The following is a 16,868-nucleotide window of genomic DNA, read 5'->3' as shown; positions in this document are numbered from 1 at the left end:
GATTTCCATCATGACGAGCCATACATCCCGCCTCCTGCACGCCATGGCCCTGCTTTGCCTGGCCGCCGTCGCCATAGCGCTGGTATCCCAGCATGTCTTCGACATGCAGCCCTGCGCCTGGTGCGTCCTGCAGCGCCTGATCTTCATCGTCATCGCGGCGGTGTGCTGGCTGGGCCTGCTGGCGGGCCGCATCGCCGCCGGCCTGCGCCGGCTCGCGGCCCTTGCCGCGGTGCTGCTCAGCGCGGCCGGCGTGGCGACCGCCTGGTACCAATACAGCGTCGCCGCCAGCCTGTTTTCCTGCGACATGACTTTTGCGGATCGCTTCATGGTCAAAAGCGGCCTGGATGCCGCGCTGCCCTGGCTGTTCGGCATCTATGCTTCGTGCATGGACGCGCGCGTCGACCTGCTGGGCATCGAGTACGCCCTATGGGGCCTGGGCCTGTTCGTCGCCATCGGCGCGATGGGGCTGTTCGCCCTGCTGCGGCGCCTGGGCTAGGGGGCCGGCAGGCCATTCGACCGATCAGCCAGGCAGCACGCCAGGCGCCGCGCGACGGCCTACTCGTCGTTCTCGCGAGTGGCCATTTCGCCCGCCGCCGGTCGCGCGCCGCGCGTCTGGCTGAGCCGCTCCAGATAGGCCTGGTCGATATCGCCGGTCACGTAGCGGCCGTTGAAGCAGGACGATTCGAACTGCTTCATGGCGGGATTCAGGTCGCGGATGGACTGTTCCAGATCGCCCAGCTCCTGATAGACCAGCCCGTCGGCGCCGATTTCGCGGGCGATCTCGGCCGTGTCCCGCCCCGTCGCGATAAGCTCGGCCTGCGTGGGCATGTCGATGCCATAGACGTTGGGAAAGCGCACCGGAGGCGCCGCCGACGCGAAATACACTTTGTTGGCCCCGGCCGCGCGCGCCATGTCGACGATTTCACGGCTGGTGGTGCCGCGCACGATGGAGTCGTCGACCAGCAGGACGTTCTTGCCCCGGAATTCCATGTCGATGGCGCTCAGCTTCTGGCGCACCGACTTCTTGCGCACGGCCTGGCCGGGCATGATGAAGGTGCGGCCCACATAGCGGTTCTTGATGAAGCCTTCGCGGTAGCTGAGGTCCAGCCGGGCGGCCAGCTGCATGGCCGACGGACGGGATGAATCGGGTATGGGCATGACGACGTCGATGTCGCCCAGGCGCAGGGCCTTGGCCACATTGTCGCCCAGGTACTCGCCCATGTTCAGGCGCGCATCGTAGATGGACACGCCGTCCATCAGCGAATCGGGCCGGGCGAAATAGACATACTCGAACACACAGGGCGTCAGCGCGGGCTGGTCGGCGCACTGGCGGCTGGCCAGCTTGCCGTCCAGATCGATGAACACGGCTTCGCCCGGAGCAATGTCGCGCACCAGGGTGAAGCCGCAGCCGGTGAGCGCCACCGACTCGGACGCCACCATCCATTCGGTGCCGGACTCGGTCTCTACCGAGCCCAGGCACAAAGGCCGTATTCCGTAGGGATCGCGGAAGGCCACCAGGCCGTAGCTGGCGATCTGCGCAATGACGGCATAAGCGCCCTTTGCGCGCCTGTGCACCGATGACACGGCGGTGAAGATGGCTTCTTCGTCGAGCGAACCGCCGTTGGCCGCAAGCTGAAGCTCGTGGGCGAATACATTCAACAGGACTTCGGAATCGGAGTTGGTGTTGATATGGCGTCGGTCGACCTTGAACAGCGCTTCGCGCAGCTCGCGCCAGTTGGTCAGGTTGCCGTTGTGCACAAAGGTGATGCCGAACGGCGCATTGACGTAGAAAGGCTGCGCCTCGTCGACGCTGTCGCTGGAACCGGCCGTGGGATAGCGCACCTGGCCCAGGCCGCTGTTGCCGGGCAGCGAGCGCATGTTGCGGGTTCGGAACACGTCGCGCACCAGGCCATGGGCCTTGTACATATTGAAAAACTGATCGTGCGAGGTGGCGATGCCCGCCGCGTCCTGGCCGCGATGCTGCAGCAGCAGCAAGCTATCGTAGATCAGCTGATTTACGGGGCCAGAGCCCGCGACCCCTACAATTCCACACATGTTTGCTATTCCTGTGACTCAATCAAATCAATACGGCAGCCATGACGACAGCGATGGGGGCAGCAACTGCTTGACCCGCTGCACGCCTTTCACGGCGGTGCCCGACAATCTTGCCTCGCTCCACCAGGGCTCCTTGGGCAGCTCGGTATAGCCGGCCAGAGCCACCAGCACCAGGACGATCAGCATGCCGCGCAGCAGGCCGAACAGCGCGCCCAGGCCATGGTCGGCGGGCGTCAGGCCGGTTTTCTCGATGAGCGTTGCCAAGGCCAGGTTCAGCAGGCCGACCAGCAGCAAGACAACGATGAACACCCCGGCGTACGCCGCCGCGGTGCGAAGCAAAGGGGTCTCTATCCAGCCCGCGATCCAGCCCGAAACCAGAGGTCCCCACCAGATGGCCGACAGGAAGGCGACGATATAGGCGATAAGCGAAAGGACTTCCTTTATGAGCCCGCGCAGGAGCCCCAGAAATGCCGACACGCCCAGGACGGCCAGCACGAGGTAGTCGAAGCTGGTCACTTAGTGGAGATGAAGCCGTTATCGTAGCCCAGCGCCCGCAAGCGGGCTTGCGCGGCCTGGGCCGCATCGCGCGTGGGAAAAGGGCCCACACGCAGGCGGTAAGTGGTTTTCCCGCCCGACACCGCGTTCTCGACATAGGCGTTCGTGACCCCCGCCGAGACCAGGCGGTCGCGCCGGACTTCGGCGTCCTTGTCGCTGGTGTAGGCGGCGACCTGCAGGACGAAGCTGCCCTTCTCGGCCGCCGCGGCGGGCGCGGGCTTGGAGGGGCTGCGGCCTTCGAGCAGCGCGATGGCCACGGAGCCGTCGTCGGTTCGTTCGGTGGCCGCCTTGGGCTTGGGTTCAGGTTTGGATTCGGGCTCGGGCTTCTTGGCCGGGGCCGGTTCCGGCGCGGCCGGAGGCTCGGGCGCCGGCTGCGGCGCGGCGGCGGACTGACCGGCGGCGGGCTCTGTGACCGAAGGTGCTGTGCTGTCCGGCTCGGGGCCGGCCGGCGGAACGGGTGCGTCGGGTGTTGTAGAGCCGGTGTCGGCGCCCGGTGCGGGCGTGTCGGGTGCCGTGGGCGCCATGGCGACGCCGTTGGTGGTCTCGGGCGGGACGATGGCCGGAACGACGACCGGCGTGGCCAGCTGGCCGTCTTCGGGGGCCGGAGAGTCGAACAGCATGGGCACGATGATGACGGCGGCCAGGACCAGCGCCAGGGCGCCGATGAGCCTGCGCCGCGCGCGTCCCCGCAATTCGTTGGCTTGCGCCTCGCTGGACAGCGATGAGCGCGACGCGGAACGACGCCCCGTTCCCGAAGCAGGTTCTTTACGAGAGAACAATCCCATGGGGCAGAAACCTATCTTGAAAAACAAGCCGGCCATGAGGCTTGCGAAATGCTATGTGGCCTTGCGTCCTAGCTCGTCAAGCACGGGGCCTACGGTCGCAAAAGATCCGAACACAAGAATTCTATCATTCTCGGCGGCCTGTTTTCGAGCCTCGGTAAATGCTTGTACCGGATTTTCGAAACTGGAAACCTTTACCGTCCTGGCCTCCACGGGAGGAAGGGCCACGGAACGCACTCCCGGCCTGCCGCCTTCCGTGGATGCCGCCCGGCGGACCTCGGTGCTGCTCTCTTCCAGAGTGGGCTTGCCGGTGGTGGCGGCGATCGCCTGGCGCACCGCGTCGGCCAGATCCGCCCCGGATGTTCCGCGCGGCCCCTCCAGGCTCGCGCAATACCAGTGGTCCACTCGATGGGCCAGCTTGGCGATCACGCCCGCTATGTCCTTGTCGTTGAGCATGCCGACGACGGCATGGGTATGCGGAAAGTAACCCATGTTATCCAGATTCTGGCCCAGGGCGGCGGCGGCATGCGGATTGTGCGCCACGTCCAGGATGATGGTGGGCGTTCCGGGCAGTATCTGCAGGCGGCCCGGCAGCGATACCTGTGAAAGGCCTATGCGCACGGCCTGCTGGGGCACGACCAGCCTGGGCCGCAGGGCCTCCAGCGCCGCCAGGGCCGCCGAGGCGTTCAGCAACTGATTGGCGCCGCGCAAAGAGGGGTAGGCAAGGCCGCTGCGTCGCTGCGAGCGGCCACCGTAGGCCCATTGCTGCCGGTCGCCCGAATAATTGAAATCCTTGCCGAACAGCCACAGGTCGGCGCCGATTTCCCCGGCATGGTCCAGTATGGTTTGCGGCGGCATGGGATCGGCGCAAATCGCGGGCCGGCCGGCGCGGAAGATGTGCGCTTTCTCCCAGCCTATTTTTTCACGCGTATCGCCCAGATAAGCCGTGTGGTCGATATCCACGCTGGTGATGATGGCGCAGTCGGTATCCACCAGATTCACCGCGTCCAGCCGTCCGCCCAGGCCCACTTCCAGCACCGCCACGTCCACCTTCTGCTGTTCGAACAGCATCAGGGCCGCAAGCGTGGTGTATTCGAAATAGCTGAGGGTCGTATCGCCGCGCGTGTCTTCTATTTCGCGGAACTGACGGATGATGTCCGCGTCGCCGGCCTGATCGCCATTGACCCGGATGCGCTCATTGAAGTCGATGAGATGGGGCGAGGTATAGGTTCCGACCTTGTAGCCCGACGCCAGCAGAATGGCTTCGAGCATGGCGCAGGTGGACCCTTTGCCGTTGGTCCCGCCCACCGTGATCTTCACGAAAGGCAGTTCCAGCTTCAGCTTTTCCGCGACGGCGCGTATGCGGTCCAGGCCAAGGTCTATGGGAGTGCGATGCAGGGATTCCAGATAGTCCAGCCACTCTTGCAAGGTGGCGGTATCGCTGGGTCGGGGACGGGGCATGATGAAGGCTTATCGATCAAAAGAAACAACGGCAGGTGCCGATAGTAGCACCTGCCGGTAAAACCGCAACGCTTGCCCATGCGCGGGCCGGCGTTATTTGCGCCGCGCGGGGGGAAGGTCGGTGCAGACGCCCTCGGCCACCTCGGCCGCCATGCCCAGGGACTCGCCCAATGTGGGATGGGGGTGGATGGTCTTGCCGATATCGACCATGTCGGCGCCCATCTCGATGGCCAGGGCCACCTCGCCGATCAGGTCGCCGGCATGGGTTCCGACGATGCCTCCGCCCAGGATGCGATGCGTTTCGGCATCGAACAGCAGCTTGGTGAAGCCTTCGTCGCGGCCATTGGCAATGGCGCGCCCCGACGCCGCCCAGGGAAAGAGGCCCTTCTGGATGGCAATCCCTTCCTTTTTGGCCTCGTCTTCGGTCAGCCCCACCCAGGCCACCTCGGGATCGGTATAGGCGACGGAAGGAATGACGCGGGCGTCGAAGAAGCTCTTCTGGCCCGCGATGACCTCGGCCGCCACATGCCCTTCGTGGACGGCTTTGTGCGCCAGCATGGGCTGGCCGACGATGTCGCCGATCGCGTAGATGTGCGGCACGTTGGTGCGCATCTGCTTGTCGACCTCGATGAAGCCGCGGTCGGTCACCGCCACGCCCGCCTTGTCGGCGGCGATCTTCTTGCCGTTGGGGCTGCGGCCCACGGCCTGCAGCACCAGGTCGTAGCGCTGCGGCTCTTTGGGAGCCTTCTCGCCTTCGAAGCTGACCCATATGCCGTCTTCGCGCGCTTCGGCTCCGACGGTCTTGGTGTCGAGCATGACGCGGTCGAAGCGGCCGGCGTTCATCTTGTCCCAGACCTTGACCATGTCGCGGTCGGCGCCCTGCATCAGGCCACTTTGCATTTCCACGACGTCCAGGCGGGTGCCCAGGGCGGAATAGACCGTGCCCATTTCCAGGCCGATGATGCCGCCGCCCACGATGAGCATTTTTTCCGGTATGCCTTTGAGCAGCAAGGCGCCGGTCGAATCGACGATGCGGTCGTCCTCGGGGAAGAAAGGCAGTTTGACCGACTGGCTGCCGGCCGCGATGATGGCCGAGCCGAATTTGACCGTGCGGGTGCCCCCGCCCGCTTCCTGCACCGTCAGGTGTTGCGGATCGGCGAACTGCCCCAGGCCGGTCAGCACACTGACTTTGCGGGCCTTGGCCATGCCGGCGAGGCCGCCGGTCAGCTTGGCCACCACGCCGTCCTTGTAGGCGCGCAAGGCATCCAGGTCGATCTCGGGCTTGCCGAACTTGATGCCGTGGCCGGCCAGCGACTGCGCTTCTTCCAGCACGGCGGCCGTATGCAGCAAGGCTTTGGAGGGAATGCAGCCCACGTTCAGGCAAACACCGCCCAGCGTGGCATACCGTTCGACCAGCACGACGGACAGGCCCAGGTCGGCGGCCCGGAACGCGGCGGAGTATCCGCCCGGTCCGGCGCCCAGCACCAGGACATCGCACTGGACATCGGCCGAGCCCGAGAAGCTGGCCGCCGCCGGCGCGGAAGCCGGCTTTTCGGTCGGCTTCTCGGCAGCCGGTTTCCCGGCGGCTGTCGCACCGGACGCCTGCGTGCCGGAGGCCGACGGCGCCGGAGCGTCGGCCTTGCCCTCGTCGTCGGATGCGGCTTCTTCGATCTGCACCATGGCCGAGCCCTCGGTGACCTTGTCGCCGACCTTGACCAGCACGGCCTTGACCACGCCGGCCCTGGCGGCCGGGATCTCCATGGACGCCTTGTCGGATTCCACGGTGATCAGGCTTTGTTCCGCCTTGATCGTGTCGCCCACGGCAACCAGGACCTCGATGACCTCGACCTCGGCAAAGTCGCCGATATCGGGCACATTCAATTCAGTTGTGCTCATGTGCGGCTCCTATAGCGCAATGCGGCGGAAATCGGCCAGCAGGCTGCCCAGGTAGGCATTGAATCGGGCCGCCGCCGCCCCGTCGATGACGCGGTGATCGTAGGACAGGGACAGAGGCAGCATCAGCCTGGGCTGGAACTCCTTGCCGTTCCAGACCGGCGCATGCGCCGAGCGCGACACGCCCAATATGGCGACCTCGGGCGCATTGATGATGGGGGTGAACGAAGTACCGCCTATGCCGCCCAGCGAGGAAATGGAAAAGCATCCGCCCTGCATCTGGCTGGGCGACAGCTTGCCGTCGCGAGCCAGGCCGGCAAGCTCGGCGGTTTCCTTGGCCAGCTCGACGATGCCCTTCTTGTCGGCGTCCCGTATGACCGGCACGACCAGGCCGTTGGGCGTGTCCGCGGCGAAGCCGATATGGTAGTAGTGCTTCAGGACCAGGTTGTCGCCGTCGATGGAGGCGTTGAACTCGGGGAACTTCTTGAGCGCGGCCACGACGGCCTTGATCAGGAAGGCCAGCATGGTGACCTTGATGCCGGACTTCTGGTTCTCTTTGTTCAGGGTCTGGCGCAGTTCTTCCAGTTCGGTGATGTCGGCCGCATCGTTGTTGGTGACATGCGGAATCATCACCCAGTTGCGATGCAGATTGGCGCCGGAAATCTTCTTGATGCGAGACAGGGGCTTGGTGTCGATCTGGCCGAACTTGGCGAAATCCACCTTGGGCCAGCCCAGCACGCTGAAACCGCCATCGGCGGCCGCCGCCGTGGCACCCGTTCCGCCGCCGACCGACAGGGCCTGCTTGACGAACTTGCGAACGTCGTCCTGGGTGATGCGGTTCTTCGCGCCCGAGCCGCGCACCGACGCCAGGTTGACGCCCAGCTCGCGCGCGAACTTGCGCACCGAGGGCGAGGCATGGGGCAGATTGCGCAGGGGCACGTCGGCGTCGGCAAACGCCTCGGTGGGCGAATGGCGCTCGGGCGGCACCGATGCCAGTGCCTGGCCTTCGGCCGGATCGGAGGGGGCGGACGCCTGCGCGGCGCTGCTCGCCGGTTCCTGTGCGGGGGCCTGCTCTTGTGCGGGCGCCGGTGCCCCGGCCGCCGCGGCGGCCGGCTTGGCGCCGCCGTCGGCCTTCAGTTCGAGAATGGCGGAGCCCTTGTTGACCTTGTCGCCCAGCTTGACCTTGATCGCGGTGACCACCCCCGCGTGCGAGGACGGCACTTCCATGGAAGCCTTGTCGGACTCCACGGTGATCAGGCTTTGCTCGGCCGCGATCGTGTCGCCCACGGAAACCATGATCTCGATGACTTCGACATCGGTGGAATCGCCGATGTCGGGCACGGCAACGGTCACCGCCTCGCCCTGCCCTTGAGGCGCCGCTGCCTGCGCGGGAGCGGACTCGGCGCCCTTGGCTTGCTGCGGCGCGGCCGGAGCCTGTTCGGGCGCGGCTTCGGTCTTCTTCACGGCCGGTTCGGCCGGCTTCTCGCCGGCCGCGTCGGCGGCTTCCAGTTGCAGGATGACCGAACCTTCCTTGATCTTGTCGCCGACCTTGACCTTCAGCGACTTGACCACGCCGGCCTGGGGCGAGGGGATCTCCATCGAGGCTTTATCGGACTCGACAGTGATGAGGCTTTGCTCGGCGCTGACGGTATCGCCTTGGGCGACCAGCAGCTCGATGACTTCGACTTCACTGAAGTCGCCAATGTCCGGGACCTTGATTTCGATGGTATTGCTCATGTGCTTGTCCCCTGTTTACGCGTGATGCGGGTTGGCTTTATTGGTATTGATGCCGTATTTCTTGATGGCTTCGGACACCTTGGCCAGCGGCAGCTGCCCTTCGTCGGCCAGGCTGCGCAAGGCGGCCAGCACCACGAAGCGCCGATCGACCTCGAAGTGCTCGCGCAGCTTGGAGCGGAAATCGGAGCGGCCGAAGCCGTCGGTGCCCAGCACCTTGAAGTTGCGGCCCTTGGGCACGAAGGGGCGGATCTGATCGCCGTAGGCCTTGACGTAGTCGGTCGAGACGACGATGGGGCCCGAGGTGCCTTCCAGCTGCTTCGTGACGTAGGGCACGGGCGCCTTCTTGTCCTCGGGATTCAGCAGGCTGTGGCGTTCGCAATCCAGGCCGTCGCGGCGCAGCTCGGTGAAGCTGGTCACGCTCCAGACGTCGGAGCCCACGCCCCAGTCGCTTTCCAGCATTTCCTGCGCCGCCAGGACTTCGCGCAGGATGGTGCCCGAGCCCATGAGCTGGACGCGCGGCTTCTTGGCGTCGCCCACGGACTTGAACTTGTACATCCCGCGTATGATCCCTTCCTCGTCGCCCTTCTTCAGGCCGGGCTGCGCGTAGTTCTCGTTCATGACCGTGATGTAGTAGTACACGTTCTCCTGGTTCTCGACCATGCGCCGCAGACCGTCCTGGATGATGACGGCCAGTTCGTGCCCGAAGGTGGGGTCGTAGGACACGCAGTTCGGGATCAGCGCGGACATGATGTGGCTATGGCCGTCTTCATGCTGCAGGCCTTCGCCGTTCAGGGTCGTGCGCCCCGCCGTGCCGCCCAGCAGGAAGCCGCGCGCCTGCATGTCGCCCGCCGCCCAGGCCAGATCGCCGATGCGCTGGAAGCCGAACATCGAGTAGTAGATGAAGAACGGAATCATGATGCGGTTGTTCGTGGAATACGACGTTGCCGCCGCCATCCATGAGCTGAAGGCGCCCGCTTCGTTGATGCCTTCCTGCAGCAACTGGCCGTTCTGGGTCTCGCGGTAGTACATGACCTGGTCCTTGTCGACCGGGGTGTACTTCTGCCCTTCCGGCGCATAGATGCCGATCTGGCGGAACAGGCCCTCCATGCCGAAGGTGCGCGATTCGTCGGCCAGGATGGGCACGACGCGCGGACTGAGTTCCTTGTCGCGCAGGATCTGATTGAGGATGCGCACGAAAGCCTGCGTCGTGGAGATCTCGCGGCCTTCGGCGGTGGGTTCCAGCACGGCCTTGAAGGCCTCCAGGGCCGGGGCGTGCAGTTGCTCGTCCGCCTTTTCGCGGCGGCGCGGCAGATAGCCCCCCAGCGCCTTGCGGCGTTCGTGCAGGTACTTCATTTCGGGCGAATCTTCGGACGGCTTGAAGTAGGGAAGCTGCTCGATCTTGTCGTCGGGAACCGGAATATTGAAGCGGTCGCGGAATTCGCGCACCGAATCCATGTCCAGTTTCTTCTGCTGGTGGGTCGGGTTCTTGGCCTGGCCGACATGGCCCATGCCGTAGCCCTTGATGGTCTTGGCCAGGATGACGGTAGGCTGGCCCTTGTGGTCGGATGCCGATTTGAAGGCCGCATACACCTTATAGGGATCGTGGCCGCCCCGGTTCAGGCGCCAGACGTCGTCGTCGCTCATGCGGCTGACCATTTCGAGCAGCTTGGGATGCTTGCCGAAGAAATTCTCGCGCACGAACTTGCCGTCGTGCGCCTTGTAGGCCTGGTATTCGCCGTCGACGGACTCTTCCATGACGCGGCGCAAGATGCCTTCCTTGTCGCGCGCCAGGAGGGGATCCCAGTAGCCGCCCCAGATGAGCTTGATGACGTTCCAGCCGCTGCCCCGGAAATCGCCTTCGAGTTCCTGGATGATCTTGCCGTTGCCGCGCACCGGGCCGTCAAGGCGCTGGAGGTTGCAGTTGATGACGAAGATCAGGTTGTCGAGCTTTTCGCGCGAAGCCAGGCTGATGGCGCCCAGGGATTCGGGTTCGTCCATCTCGCCGTCGCCGCAGAATACCCAGACCTTGCGATTGCTGGTGTCGGCGATGCCGCGCGCATGCAGGTACTTGAGGAAGCGGGCCTGATAGATGGCCATCAGGGGCCCCAGGCCCATGGACACGGTGGGGAACTGCCAGAAATCCGGCATGAGTTTGGGATGGGGATAGGAAGGCAGGCCATGGCCGTCGACTTCCTGGCGGAAATTATCCAGCTGGTCTTCGGTCAGACGGCCTTCCAGGTAGGCGCGGCCATAGATGCCGGGCGAGGAATGGCCCTGGAAGTACACCAGGTCGCCGCCATGGCCTTCGCTTTCGGCGTGCCAGAAGTGGTTCTGGCCGCAGCCTATCATGGTGGCCAGCGAGGCGAACGAGGCGATGTGGCCGCCCAGGTCGCCGCCATCGGGCGGGTTATGGCTGTTGGCCTTGACGACCATGGCCATGGCGTTCCAGCGAACATAGGAGCGGATGCGCTCTTCCAGGATGATGTTGCCCGGATGCGGCGGCTCCAGCCCCGGCGGAATGGTGTTGACGTAGGCGGTATTCGGGGAAAACGGAATGTGCGCTCCTGAACGGCGCGCAAGGTCGATCAGGCGTTCCAGCAGGAAGTGGGCGCGTTCGGGACCTTCGCGATCGAGCACGGCCTCGAGCGCCTCCAGCCATTCCTGCGTCTCGAGGGCTTCATCGTCCATGGCGTTTGCCGTTGTGCTGACTTGTTCAAGAGAGGACATTTACTGTCTCCTGTTATGAAAGTGAAATCCGGATACCGGCAAGCTACCCTATAGTCACGTTATACCCGATACCGGATCGATGCGGACGCAGCTTTGTTATAAGGGTGGCGCCAGGCGAGCCTTTCAATTCTAGGAAAGACCCGGAGTATGTTCAAGCAAAATTTCATTTTATGATATGAGTTTTCGCAATGTGAAAAATATACCGGGCTGTTACGGTCTAAAATGCGTGATGCATAGGTATGCGCTAACGACAGAGACATGGCGAGCCATTCAAAAAAATCCCTGATCCCGACCACGTTCTACGACCAGGCCAATCACACCCGCCGCGGTTTCTATTGGTTGACGCCGGTCATCGTCCTGGTCCTGTATCTGTGCGTCATGGGCGCCTTCATCTGGCTGCAGCAGCTGCATAACGACAGCGTCATGTTCGTGACCATCGACCAGGAAACCCGGCAGCAGCGCCTGATCATGGTGGTGGCGGCGCTGTCCTGCGTGATCGTGCTCAGCCTGCTGGCGCTGTGGCGCTATACCCGCTTCCGCACCCGCGCCGAGGCGGCGCTGATCGCCGAAACGGGCTTTCGCCGCGCCATGGAAAACTCCATGTCCACCGGCATGCGCGTTTTCGACATGCACGGACGCATCGCCTATGTAAACCCCGCATTCTGCCGCATGATAGGCTGGAACGAAGCTGACCTGATCGGCCGCACCACGCCCTTCCCCTACTGGCTGCCGGGCCGCCATGCCCAGCATCAGGAAACCCTGGACATCCTGCTGTCGGGCCGCACGCCCAGCAGCGGCCTGGAGGTCGAGGCGCAGCGCCGCGACGGCTCGCGCTTCACCGCGCGCATGTACGTGTCGCCGCTGCGCGACCCCAACGGCGAACAGATAGGCTGGATGACGTCCATGACCGACATCACCGAGCCCAAGCGCATACGCGAGGCCTTGACCGCCGCCCATGAGCGCTTCATGACCGTGCTGGAAGGCCTGGACGACGCCATCTCGGTGGTGGCCGACACCTCGGACGGACTGGAGCTTCTGTTTGCCAATCGCACCTACCGCCGCTTCTTCGGCGCCCAGTCCAATGGCCACGGCGAATTGCTGGGCGGCCGGCTGGGCCGCTTCACCGATGAGACCGTCGAGATCTTTTCCGACTCGGCCCAACGCTGGTTCGAAGTGCACCATCGCATCCTGGCCTGGACCGACGGCCGGCGCGTTCGGCTGCAGGTCGCCCGCGACATCACCGAGCGGCGCACGCACGAAGAGGACTCGCGGGTGCAGCAGGAAAAAATCCAGCTCACCAGCCGCCTGACCACCATGGGCGAAATGGCCTCGTCGCTGGCGCACGAGCTGAACCAGCCGCTGACCGCCATCAGCAACTACAGCATGGGCGCGGTGGCCATGCTCAAGTCGGGCAACCCCAATCCGGAACGCCTGCTGGAAGCCCTGGAGAAAGCCGCCGGCCAGGCCGAGCGCGCGGGCAAGATCATCAGCCGCATACGCGAATTCGTCAAACGCAGCGAGCCCCGCCGCCAGTGCGTTCCCCTCATGCGCATCATCGACAATGCCGTGGGCTTCGCGGAAATCGATGCCCACAAGCGCCAGATCGATATCGAACTGCACTTGCCCGATCCCCTGCCCGACGTCCTGGCCGACCCCATCCTTATCGAGCAGGTATTATTGAACCTGCTTAAAAACGGCATAGAGGCCATGGAGAAAAGCGAGTACCGGACCCTGCATCTGACCATCACCGATCAGACTCCCCTGATCGAGATCGCGGTCATCGACCGCGGCCACGGACTGAAAGATCCCGAGCGCCTGTTCGAGCCGTTTTATAGTACAAAATCGGAAGGCCTGGGCATGGGGCTGAACATCTGCCGTACTATTATCGAATCGCATCATGGCCGGCTCTGGGCCGACCCCAACCCCGACGGGGGCACCATATTCCGTTTCACCCTGCCTTGTGCCGGGCCACAAGCCCCGAGCACCACCGAAGACACCCAGGAGTTGCATGCATGACTACACCTCAAGCACCGAACACCATTTTTATCGTCGATGACGACGAAGCCGTACGTGATTCCCTGCGCTGGCTGCTCGAAGCCAACGGCTACCGGGTACGCGGCTTCAGCGGTGCGGAAGAGTTCCTGAATGCCTACGAGCCCGATCAGGTCGGCGTGCTGATCGCCGACGTGCGCATGCCCGGCATGAGCGGCCTGGAGCTCCAGGAAGAGCTCATCGCGCGCCAAGCGCCCTTGCCCATCGTCTTCATCACCGGGCACGGCGACGTCCCCATGGCCGTATCGACCATGAAGAAAGGCGCCGTGGATTTCCTGGAGAAGCCGTTCAATGAAACCGATTTGCGCACCATCGTCGCGCGCATGCTGGAACAGGCCGGCGAGCGCGTAAGCCAGGCCCAGGCCCAAAGAAACCACCAAGCCGTCCTGAGCCGCCTGACCTCGCGCGAACAGCAGGTGCTGGAGCGCATCGTGGCCGGCCGCCTGAACAAGCAGATCGCGGGCGACCTGAACATCAGCATCAAGACGGTCGAGGCCCATCGCGCCAACATCATGGAGAAGCTCGAAGTCACCACGGTGGCCGACTTGATGAAGATCGCGCTGACCAAAGAAGGTGTCGCATGACGGCACGCATCATCGACGGCAAGGCGCTGTCCGATCAGGTAAAGGCGCAAGTCAGCCAGCGCGTGGAAGAGCTCAAGGCGCGCGGAATCACCCCTGGCCTGGCCGTGGTGCTCGTCGGCGAAGACCCCGCTTCGCAAGTCTATGTGCGCAACAAGGCGGCCGCCTGCGAAAAGGCCGGTCTGCACTCGCGCGTCATGCGCCTGGACGCCGGCATCAGCGAAGCGCAACTGCTGGACGTCGTGCGCGAACTCAATCGCGATGACACGGTGCATGGCATATTGGTGCAGCTGCCGCTGCCCAAGCACATGAATTCCAGCAAGGTTATCGAAGCCATCGCGGCCGACAAGGACGTGGACGGCTTCCACATCAGCAACGCCGGCCTGCTCATGACCGGCCAGCCGCTGTTCCGACCCTGCACGCCCTACGGCATCATGAAGATGCTGGAATCCGAAAACGTTTCCCTGTGGGGTGCCGAGGCCGTCGTGGTCGGCGCCAGCAACATCGTGGGCAAGCCCATGGCCATGCTCATGCTGGCGGCCGGCGCCACGGTAACCCTGTGCAACTCCAAGACCCGCGACCTGGGCGCCCAGACGCGGCGCGCCGACGTGCTGGTGGTGGCCACCGGCAAGCCCGGCATGGTGACCGGCGACATGATCAAGCCCGGTGCGGTCGTCATCGACGTCGGCATCAACCGCAATGAACAAGGCAAGCTGGTGGGCGACGTCGATTTCGAATCGGCCAGCAAGGTGGCGGGCGCCATCACTCCGGTACCCGGCGGCGTCGGTCCCATGACCATCGCCATGCTGCTGGTCAATACCCTGGAAGCCGCCGAACGCGGCCCGGCCGAACGCGGCCCGGCCGAACGCAGCGCCGTGCAAGCCCCCGTAACTCAATAAGCGTAGCAATGTCCCAGAAGAATCCCCTGCTGTCCCCCATCTCGTCCCTTATCGATTATTCCCGGGTCACGCCCGAACACATCGAACCGGCGATCGCCGCCTTGATCGACGAAACCCGGGCAGCCGTGGAGCGCGGCGCCGATCCGTCGCTGCCCGCCACCTGGGAAGCCATCGTGGAGCCGCTGGAAGACGCATCCGAGAAGCTCTGGCGCGCCTGGTCGGTGGCGGGGCACCTGAATGCCGTGGTCAACACCCCCGAACTGCGCGCCGCCTACAACCAGTGCCTGCCTCTGGTCACCGAGTTCTCCACCTGGGTCGGCCTGCACGAGGGCCTGTATGCACAGTACAAGCGCCTGGCCGCCTCCGGCGGCTTCACGCAGCTTGCACCCGTGCGCCGGCGCGTCATCGAGCTGGCGCTGCGCGACTTCCGCTTGAGCGGCGTCGAACTGCAGGGCGAGCAACGCGACCGCTATGCCCGGATCTCCGACCAGCAGGCGCAGGCCTCGCAGAAATTCTCCGAAAACGTGCTGGACTCCGTCGACCGCTGGAGCCTGCACATCACCGATGCATCGCGCCTGGCCGGCCTGCCGGACGATGTGGTGGACGCGGCAAGATCGGCGGCGCAGGAAACGGGGCTGGACGGCTGGAAGCTGGTGCTGAAGATGCCCTGCTACCTTCCCGTCATGCAGTACGCGGAAGACCGTTCGCTGCGCCAGGAAATGTATAAGGCCTATTCGACCATTGCGTCGGAACAGGGCGACCCGGCGCTGGACAATTCGGGCCTGATCGAACAGCTGCTGGCATTGCGCGCCGAAGAAGCCGTGCTGCTGGGCTACACCAGCTTTGCCCAGCTGCGACTGGAAACCCGCATGGCCGACAGTGCCGCCCAGGTGCTCGATTTCCTGCGCGACCTGGCTTCGAAAGCCAAGCCCTATGCGACCCGCGATCTTGCCCAACTGCAGGATTTCGCCCGCGAGAAGCTGAATCTGGACAAGCTGGAGCCCTGGGATGTCGCCTTCGCATCCGAGCGCCTGCGCGAAGAACGCTACGCCTACTCCGAAGAGGAAATCAAGCAGTACTTCACCGAGCCCCAAGTGCTGAAGGGCTTGTTCCAGGTCGTCGAAAAACTGTTCGGCGTCGTGTTGCGCCCCTGCGATACGCCGACCTGGCATGCCGATGCGCAGGCGCTGGAGGCCGTATCCGACGGCCAGGTCCTGGGCACCCTGTATATCGACCTGTATGCGCGCCAGGGCAAGCAAAGCGGCGCCTGGGTGGACAGCGAACGCAACCGCCGCAAGACCGCCGGCACGCTGCGGACCCCCGTCGTCTACCTGACCTGCAATTTCTCCAGGCCGCAGAACGGCAAGCCAGCGCTGCTGACCCACGACGACGTCATCACGCTGTTCCACGAAAGCGGGCACGCCCTGCACGCCCTGCTGTCCCAGGTCGACGAGCCCGGCGCCTCGGCCTTTGCCAGCGTCGAGTGGGACGCCATCGAACTTCCGTCCCAGTTCATGGAGAATTTCTGCTGGGAATGGTCCGTGGTCCGGGCCCTGTCTTCCCACGTGGATACGAAAGAATCGCTGCCGCGCAGTCTGTACGACAAGCTGCTGGCCGCCCGCAACTTCCAGAGCGGGATGCAGATGCTGCGGCAGGTGGAGTTCTCTCTCTTCGACATGAGCATCCATCACCAGGCGCAGGGCCTGTCCATACAAGCCGTGCTGGACACGCTGGATCAGGTGCGCAAGGAAGTGGCCGTGCTCTTCCCGCCGGCCTGGCACCGTTTCCCGCACAACTTTTCACACCTGTTCGCGGGAGGCTACGGAGCCGGCTACTACAGCTACAAATGGGCCGAGGTCCTGTCCGCCGACGCCTACTCGGCCTTCGAGGAAAGCGCCGCCGGCGCCACCCCGTCCGGCCAGCCCCGCGAGACCCTGAACGCCGCCACCGGCCAGCGTTTCCTGAAGGAAATCCTGGCGGTGGGCGGATCGCGCCCCGCCGCCGAATCCTTCCAGGCCTTCCGCGGCCGGCCCCCTTCCATCGACGCCCTGCTGCGCCACAGCGGCCTGGCGGAGGAATGCAACCTATAATGTCCTGTGGCGCTTTCGCCTGCCATTCCAACGATT

At 64.5% G+C, this 16,868-nt stretch carries 12 protein-coding genes; 5 read left to right on the top strand and 7 right to left on the bottom strand.

What is annotated here, in order from left to right:
- The first annotated feature begins 10 nt into the window (after window positions 1–10).
- Entirely contained in the window at window positions 11–496 is a 486-nt protein-coding gene (locus tag OEG81_RS08665) for a disulfide bond formation protein B (protein WP_264132333.1), read from the top strand.
- Window positions 497–555: 59 nt separating this feature from the next.
- Here the strand turns inward: OEG81_RS08665 and purF are convergent, their stop codons facing one another.
- The 7 genes from purF to aceE form a co-directional block, all read right to left on the bottom strand.
- Window positions 556–2,055, bottom strand: a complete 1,500-nt coding sequence (gene purF, locus OEG81_RS08660; protein WP_264132331.1) for an amidophosphoribosyltransferase — start codon at window positions 2,053–2,055, stop codon at window positions 556–558.
- 27 nt (window positions 2,056–2,082) lie between these two features.
- Window positions 2,083–2,571: a CvpA family protein gene (locus OEG81_RS08655; RefSeq protein ID WP_264132330.1), complete on the bottom strand. Its 489-nt coding sequence runs from the start codon at window positions 2,569–2,571 to the stop codon at window positions 2,083–2,085.
- The gene (locus tag OEG81_RS08650; protein WP_264132329.1) at window positions 2,568–3,395 is read right to left on the bottom strand and encodes an SPOR domain-containing protein; all 828 of its coding nucleotides are present in this window, start codon (window positions 3,393–3,395) and stop codon (window positions 2,568–2,570) included. Before OEG81_RS08650 ends, OEG81_RS08655 begins: the two co-directional genes overlap by 4 nt.
- A gap of 51 nt (window positions 3,396–3,446) precedes the next feature.
- A complete protein-coding gene (folC, locus tag OEG81_RS08645; protein ID WP_264132327.1) occupies window positions 3,447–4,853 on the bottom strand; it encodes a bifunctional tetrahydrofolate synthase/dihydrofolate synthase in 1,407 nt (468 codons plus the stop codon).
- 93 nt (window positions 4,854–4,946) lie between these two features.
- Window positions 4,947–6,749, bottom strand: a complete 1,803-nt coding sequence (gene lpdA / locus OEG81_RS08640; RefSeq protein ID WP_264132326.1) for a dihydrolipoyl dehydrogenase — start codon at window positions 6,747–6,749, stop codon at window positions 4,947–4,949.
- Between the two features lie 9 nt (window positions 6,750–6,758).
- Window positions 6,759–8,483: a dihydrolipoyllysine-residue acetyltransferase gene (gene aceF / locus OEG81_RS08635; protein ID WP_264132325.1), complete on the bottom strand. Its 1,725-nt coding sequence runs from the start codon at window positions 8,481–8,483 to the stop codon at window positions 6,759–6,761.
- Window positions 8,484–8,498: 15 nt separating this feature from the next.
- A complete protein-coding gene (aceE, locus tag OEG81_RS08630; protein ID WP_264132324.1) occupies window positions 8,499–11,210 on the bottom strand; it encodes a pyruvate dehydrogenase (acetyl-transferring), homodimeric type in 2,712 nt (903 codons plus the stop codon).
- A gap of 258 nt (window positions 11,211–11,468) precedes the next feature.
- On the opposite strand from aceE, the gene OEG81_RS08625 reads away from it, so the two are divergent.
- Genes OEG81_RS08625 through OEG81_RS08610 form a run of 4 tightly spaced genes read left to right on the top strand, consistent with a single transcriptional unit; the run spans window position 11,469 to window position 16,832 of the window.
- Window positions 11,469–13,226 carry a PAS domain-containing sensor histidine kinase gene (locus tag OEG81_RS08625; protein ID WP_264132323.1) on the top strand — a complete coding sequence of 586 codons (1,758 nt, stop codon included), beginning with the start codon at window positions 11,469–11,471 and terminating at the stop codon, window positions 13,224–13,226.
- Window positions 13,223–13,846: a response regulator transcription factor gene (locus OEG81_RS08620; protein WP_264132322.1), complete on the top strand. Its 624-nt coding sequence runs from the start codon at window positions 13,223–13,225 to the stop codon at window positions 13,844–13,846. Before OEG81_RS08625 ends, OEG81_RS08620 begins: the two co-directional genes overlap by 4 nt.
- Window positions 13,843–14,742, top strand: coding sequence for a bifunctional methylenetetrahydrofolate dehydrogenase/methenyltetrahydrofolate cyclohydrolase FolD (gene folD / locus OEG81_RS08615; RefSeq protein WP_264132321.1), 900 nt, complete (start codon window positions 13,843–13,845; stop codon window positions 14,740–14,742). Before OEG81_RS08620 ends, folD begins: the two co-directional genes overlap by 4 nt.
- Window positions 14,743–14,750: 8 nt before the next feature.
- Entirely contained in the window at window positions 14,751–16,832 is a 2,082-nt protein-coding gene (locus tag OEG81_RS08610; protein WP_264132320.1) for a M3 family metallopeptidase, read from the top strand.
- The last annotated feature ends 36 nt before the right edge of the window (window positions 16,833–16,868 follow it).

It is taken from the genome of Pollutimonas sp. M17 (assembly GCF_025836975.1).
GTDB lineage: Bacteria > Pseudomonadota > Gammaproteobacteria > Burkholderiales > Burkholderiaceae_B.
Note: the sequence above shows the minus strand (reverse complement) of the source record. Positions and strands in the feature narration are given on the sequence as shown.

What these genes read in the sequence shown, in the direction of transcription:
- OEG81_RS08650 (WP_264132329.1), bottom strand. Translation starts at nt 3,395, where the DNA reads ATGGGATTGTTCTCTCGTAAAGAACCTGCTTCGGGAACGGGGCGTCGT.
- OEG81_RS08610 (WP_264132320.1), top strand. Translation starts at nt 14,751, where the DNA reads ATGTCCCAGAAGAATCCCCTGCTGTCCCCCATCTCGTCCCTTATCGAT.
- lpdA (WP_264132326.1), bottom strand. Translation starts at nt 6,749, where the DNA reads ATGAGCACAACTGAATTGAATGTGCCCGATATCGGCGACTTTGCCGAG.
- purF (WP_264132331.1), bottom strand. Translation starts at nt 2,055, where the DNA reads ATGTGTGGAATTGTAGGGGTCGCGGGCTCTGGCCCCGTAAATCAGCTG.
- OEG81_RS08665 (WP_264132333.1), top strand. Translation starts at nt 11, where the DNA reads ATGACGAGCCATACATCCCGCCTCCTGCACGCCATGGCCCTGCTTTGC.
- OEG81_RS08620 (WP_264132322.1), top strand. Translation starts at nt 13,223, where the DNA reads ATGACTACACCTCAAGCACCGAACACCATTTTTATCGTCGATGACGAC.
- folC (WP_264132327.1), bottom strand. Translation starts at nt 4,853, where the DNA reads ATGCCCCGTCCCCGACCCAGCGATACCGCCACCTTGCAAGAGTGGCTG.
- OEG81_RS08625 (WP_264132323.1), top strand. Translation starts at nt 11,469, where the DNA reads ATGGCGAGCCATTCAAAAAAATCCCTGATCCCGACCACGTTCTACGAC.
- folD (WP_264132321.1), top strand. Translation starts at nt 13,843, where the DNA reads ATGACGGCACGCATCATCGACGGCAAGGCGCTGTCCGATCAGGTAAAG.
- aceE (WP_264132324.1), bottom strand. Translation starts at nt 11,210, where the DNA reads ATGTCCTCTCTTGAACAAGTCAGCACAACGGCAAACGCCATGGACGAT.
- aceF (WP_264132325.1), bottom strand. Translation starts at nt 8,483, where the DNA reads ATGAGCAATACCATCGAAATCAAGGTCCCGGACATTGGCGACTTCAGT.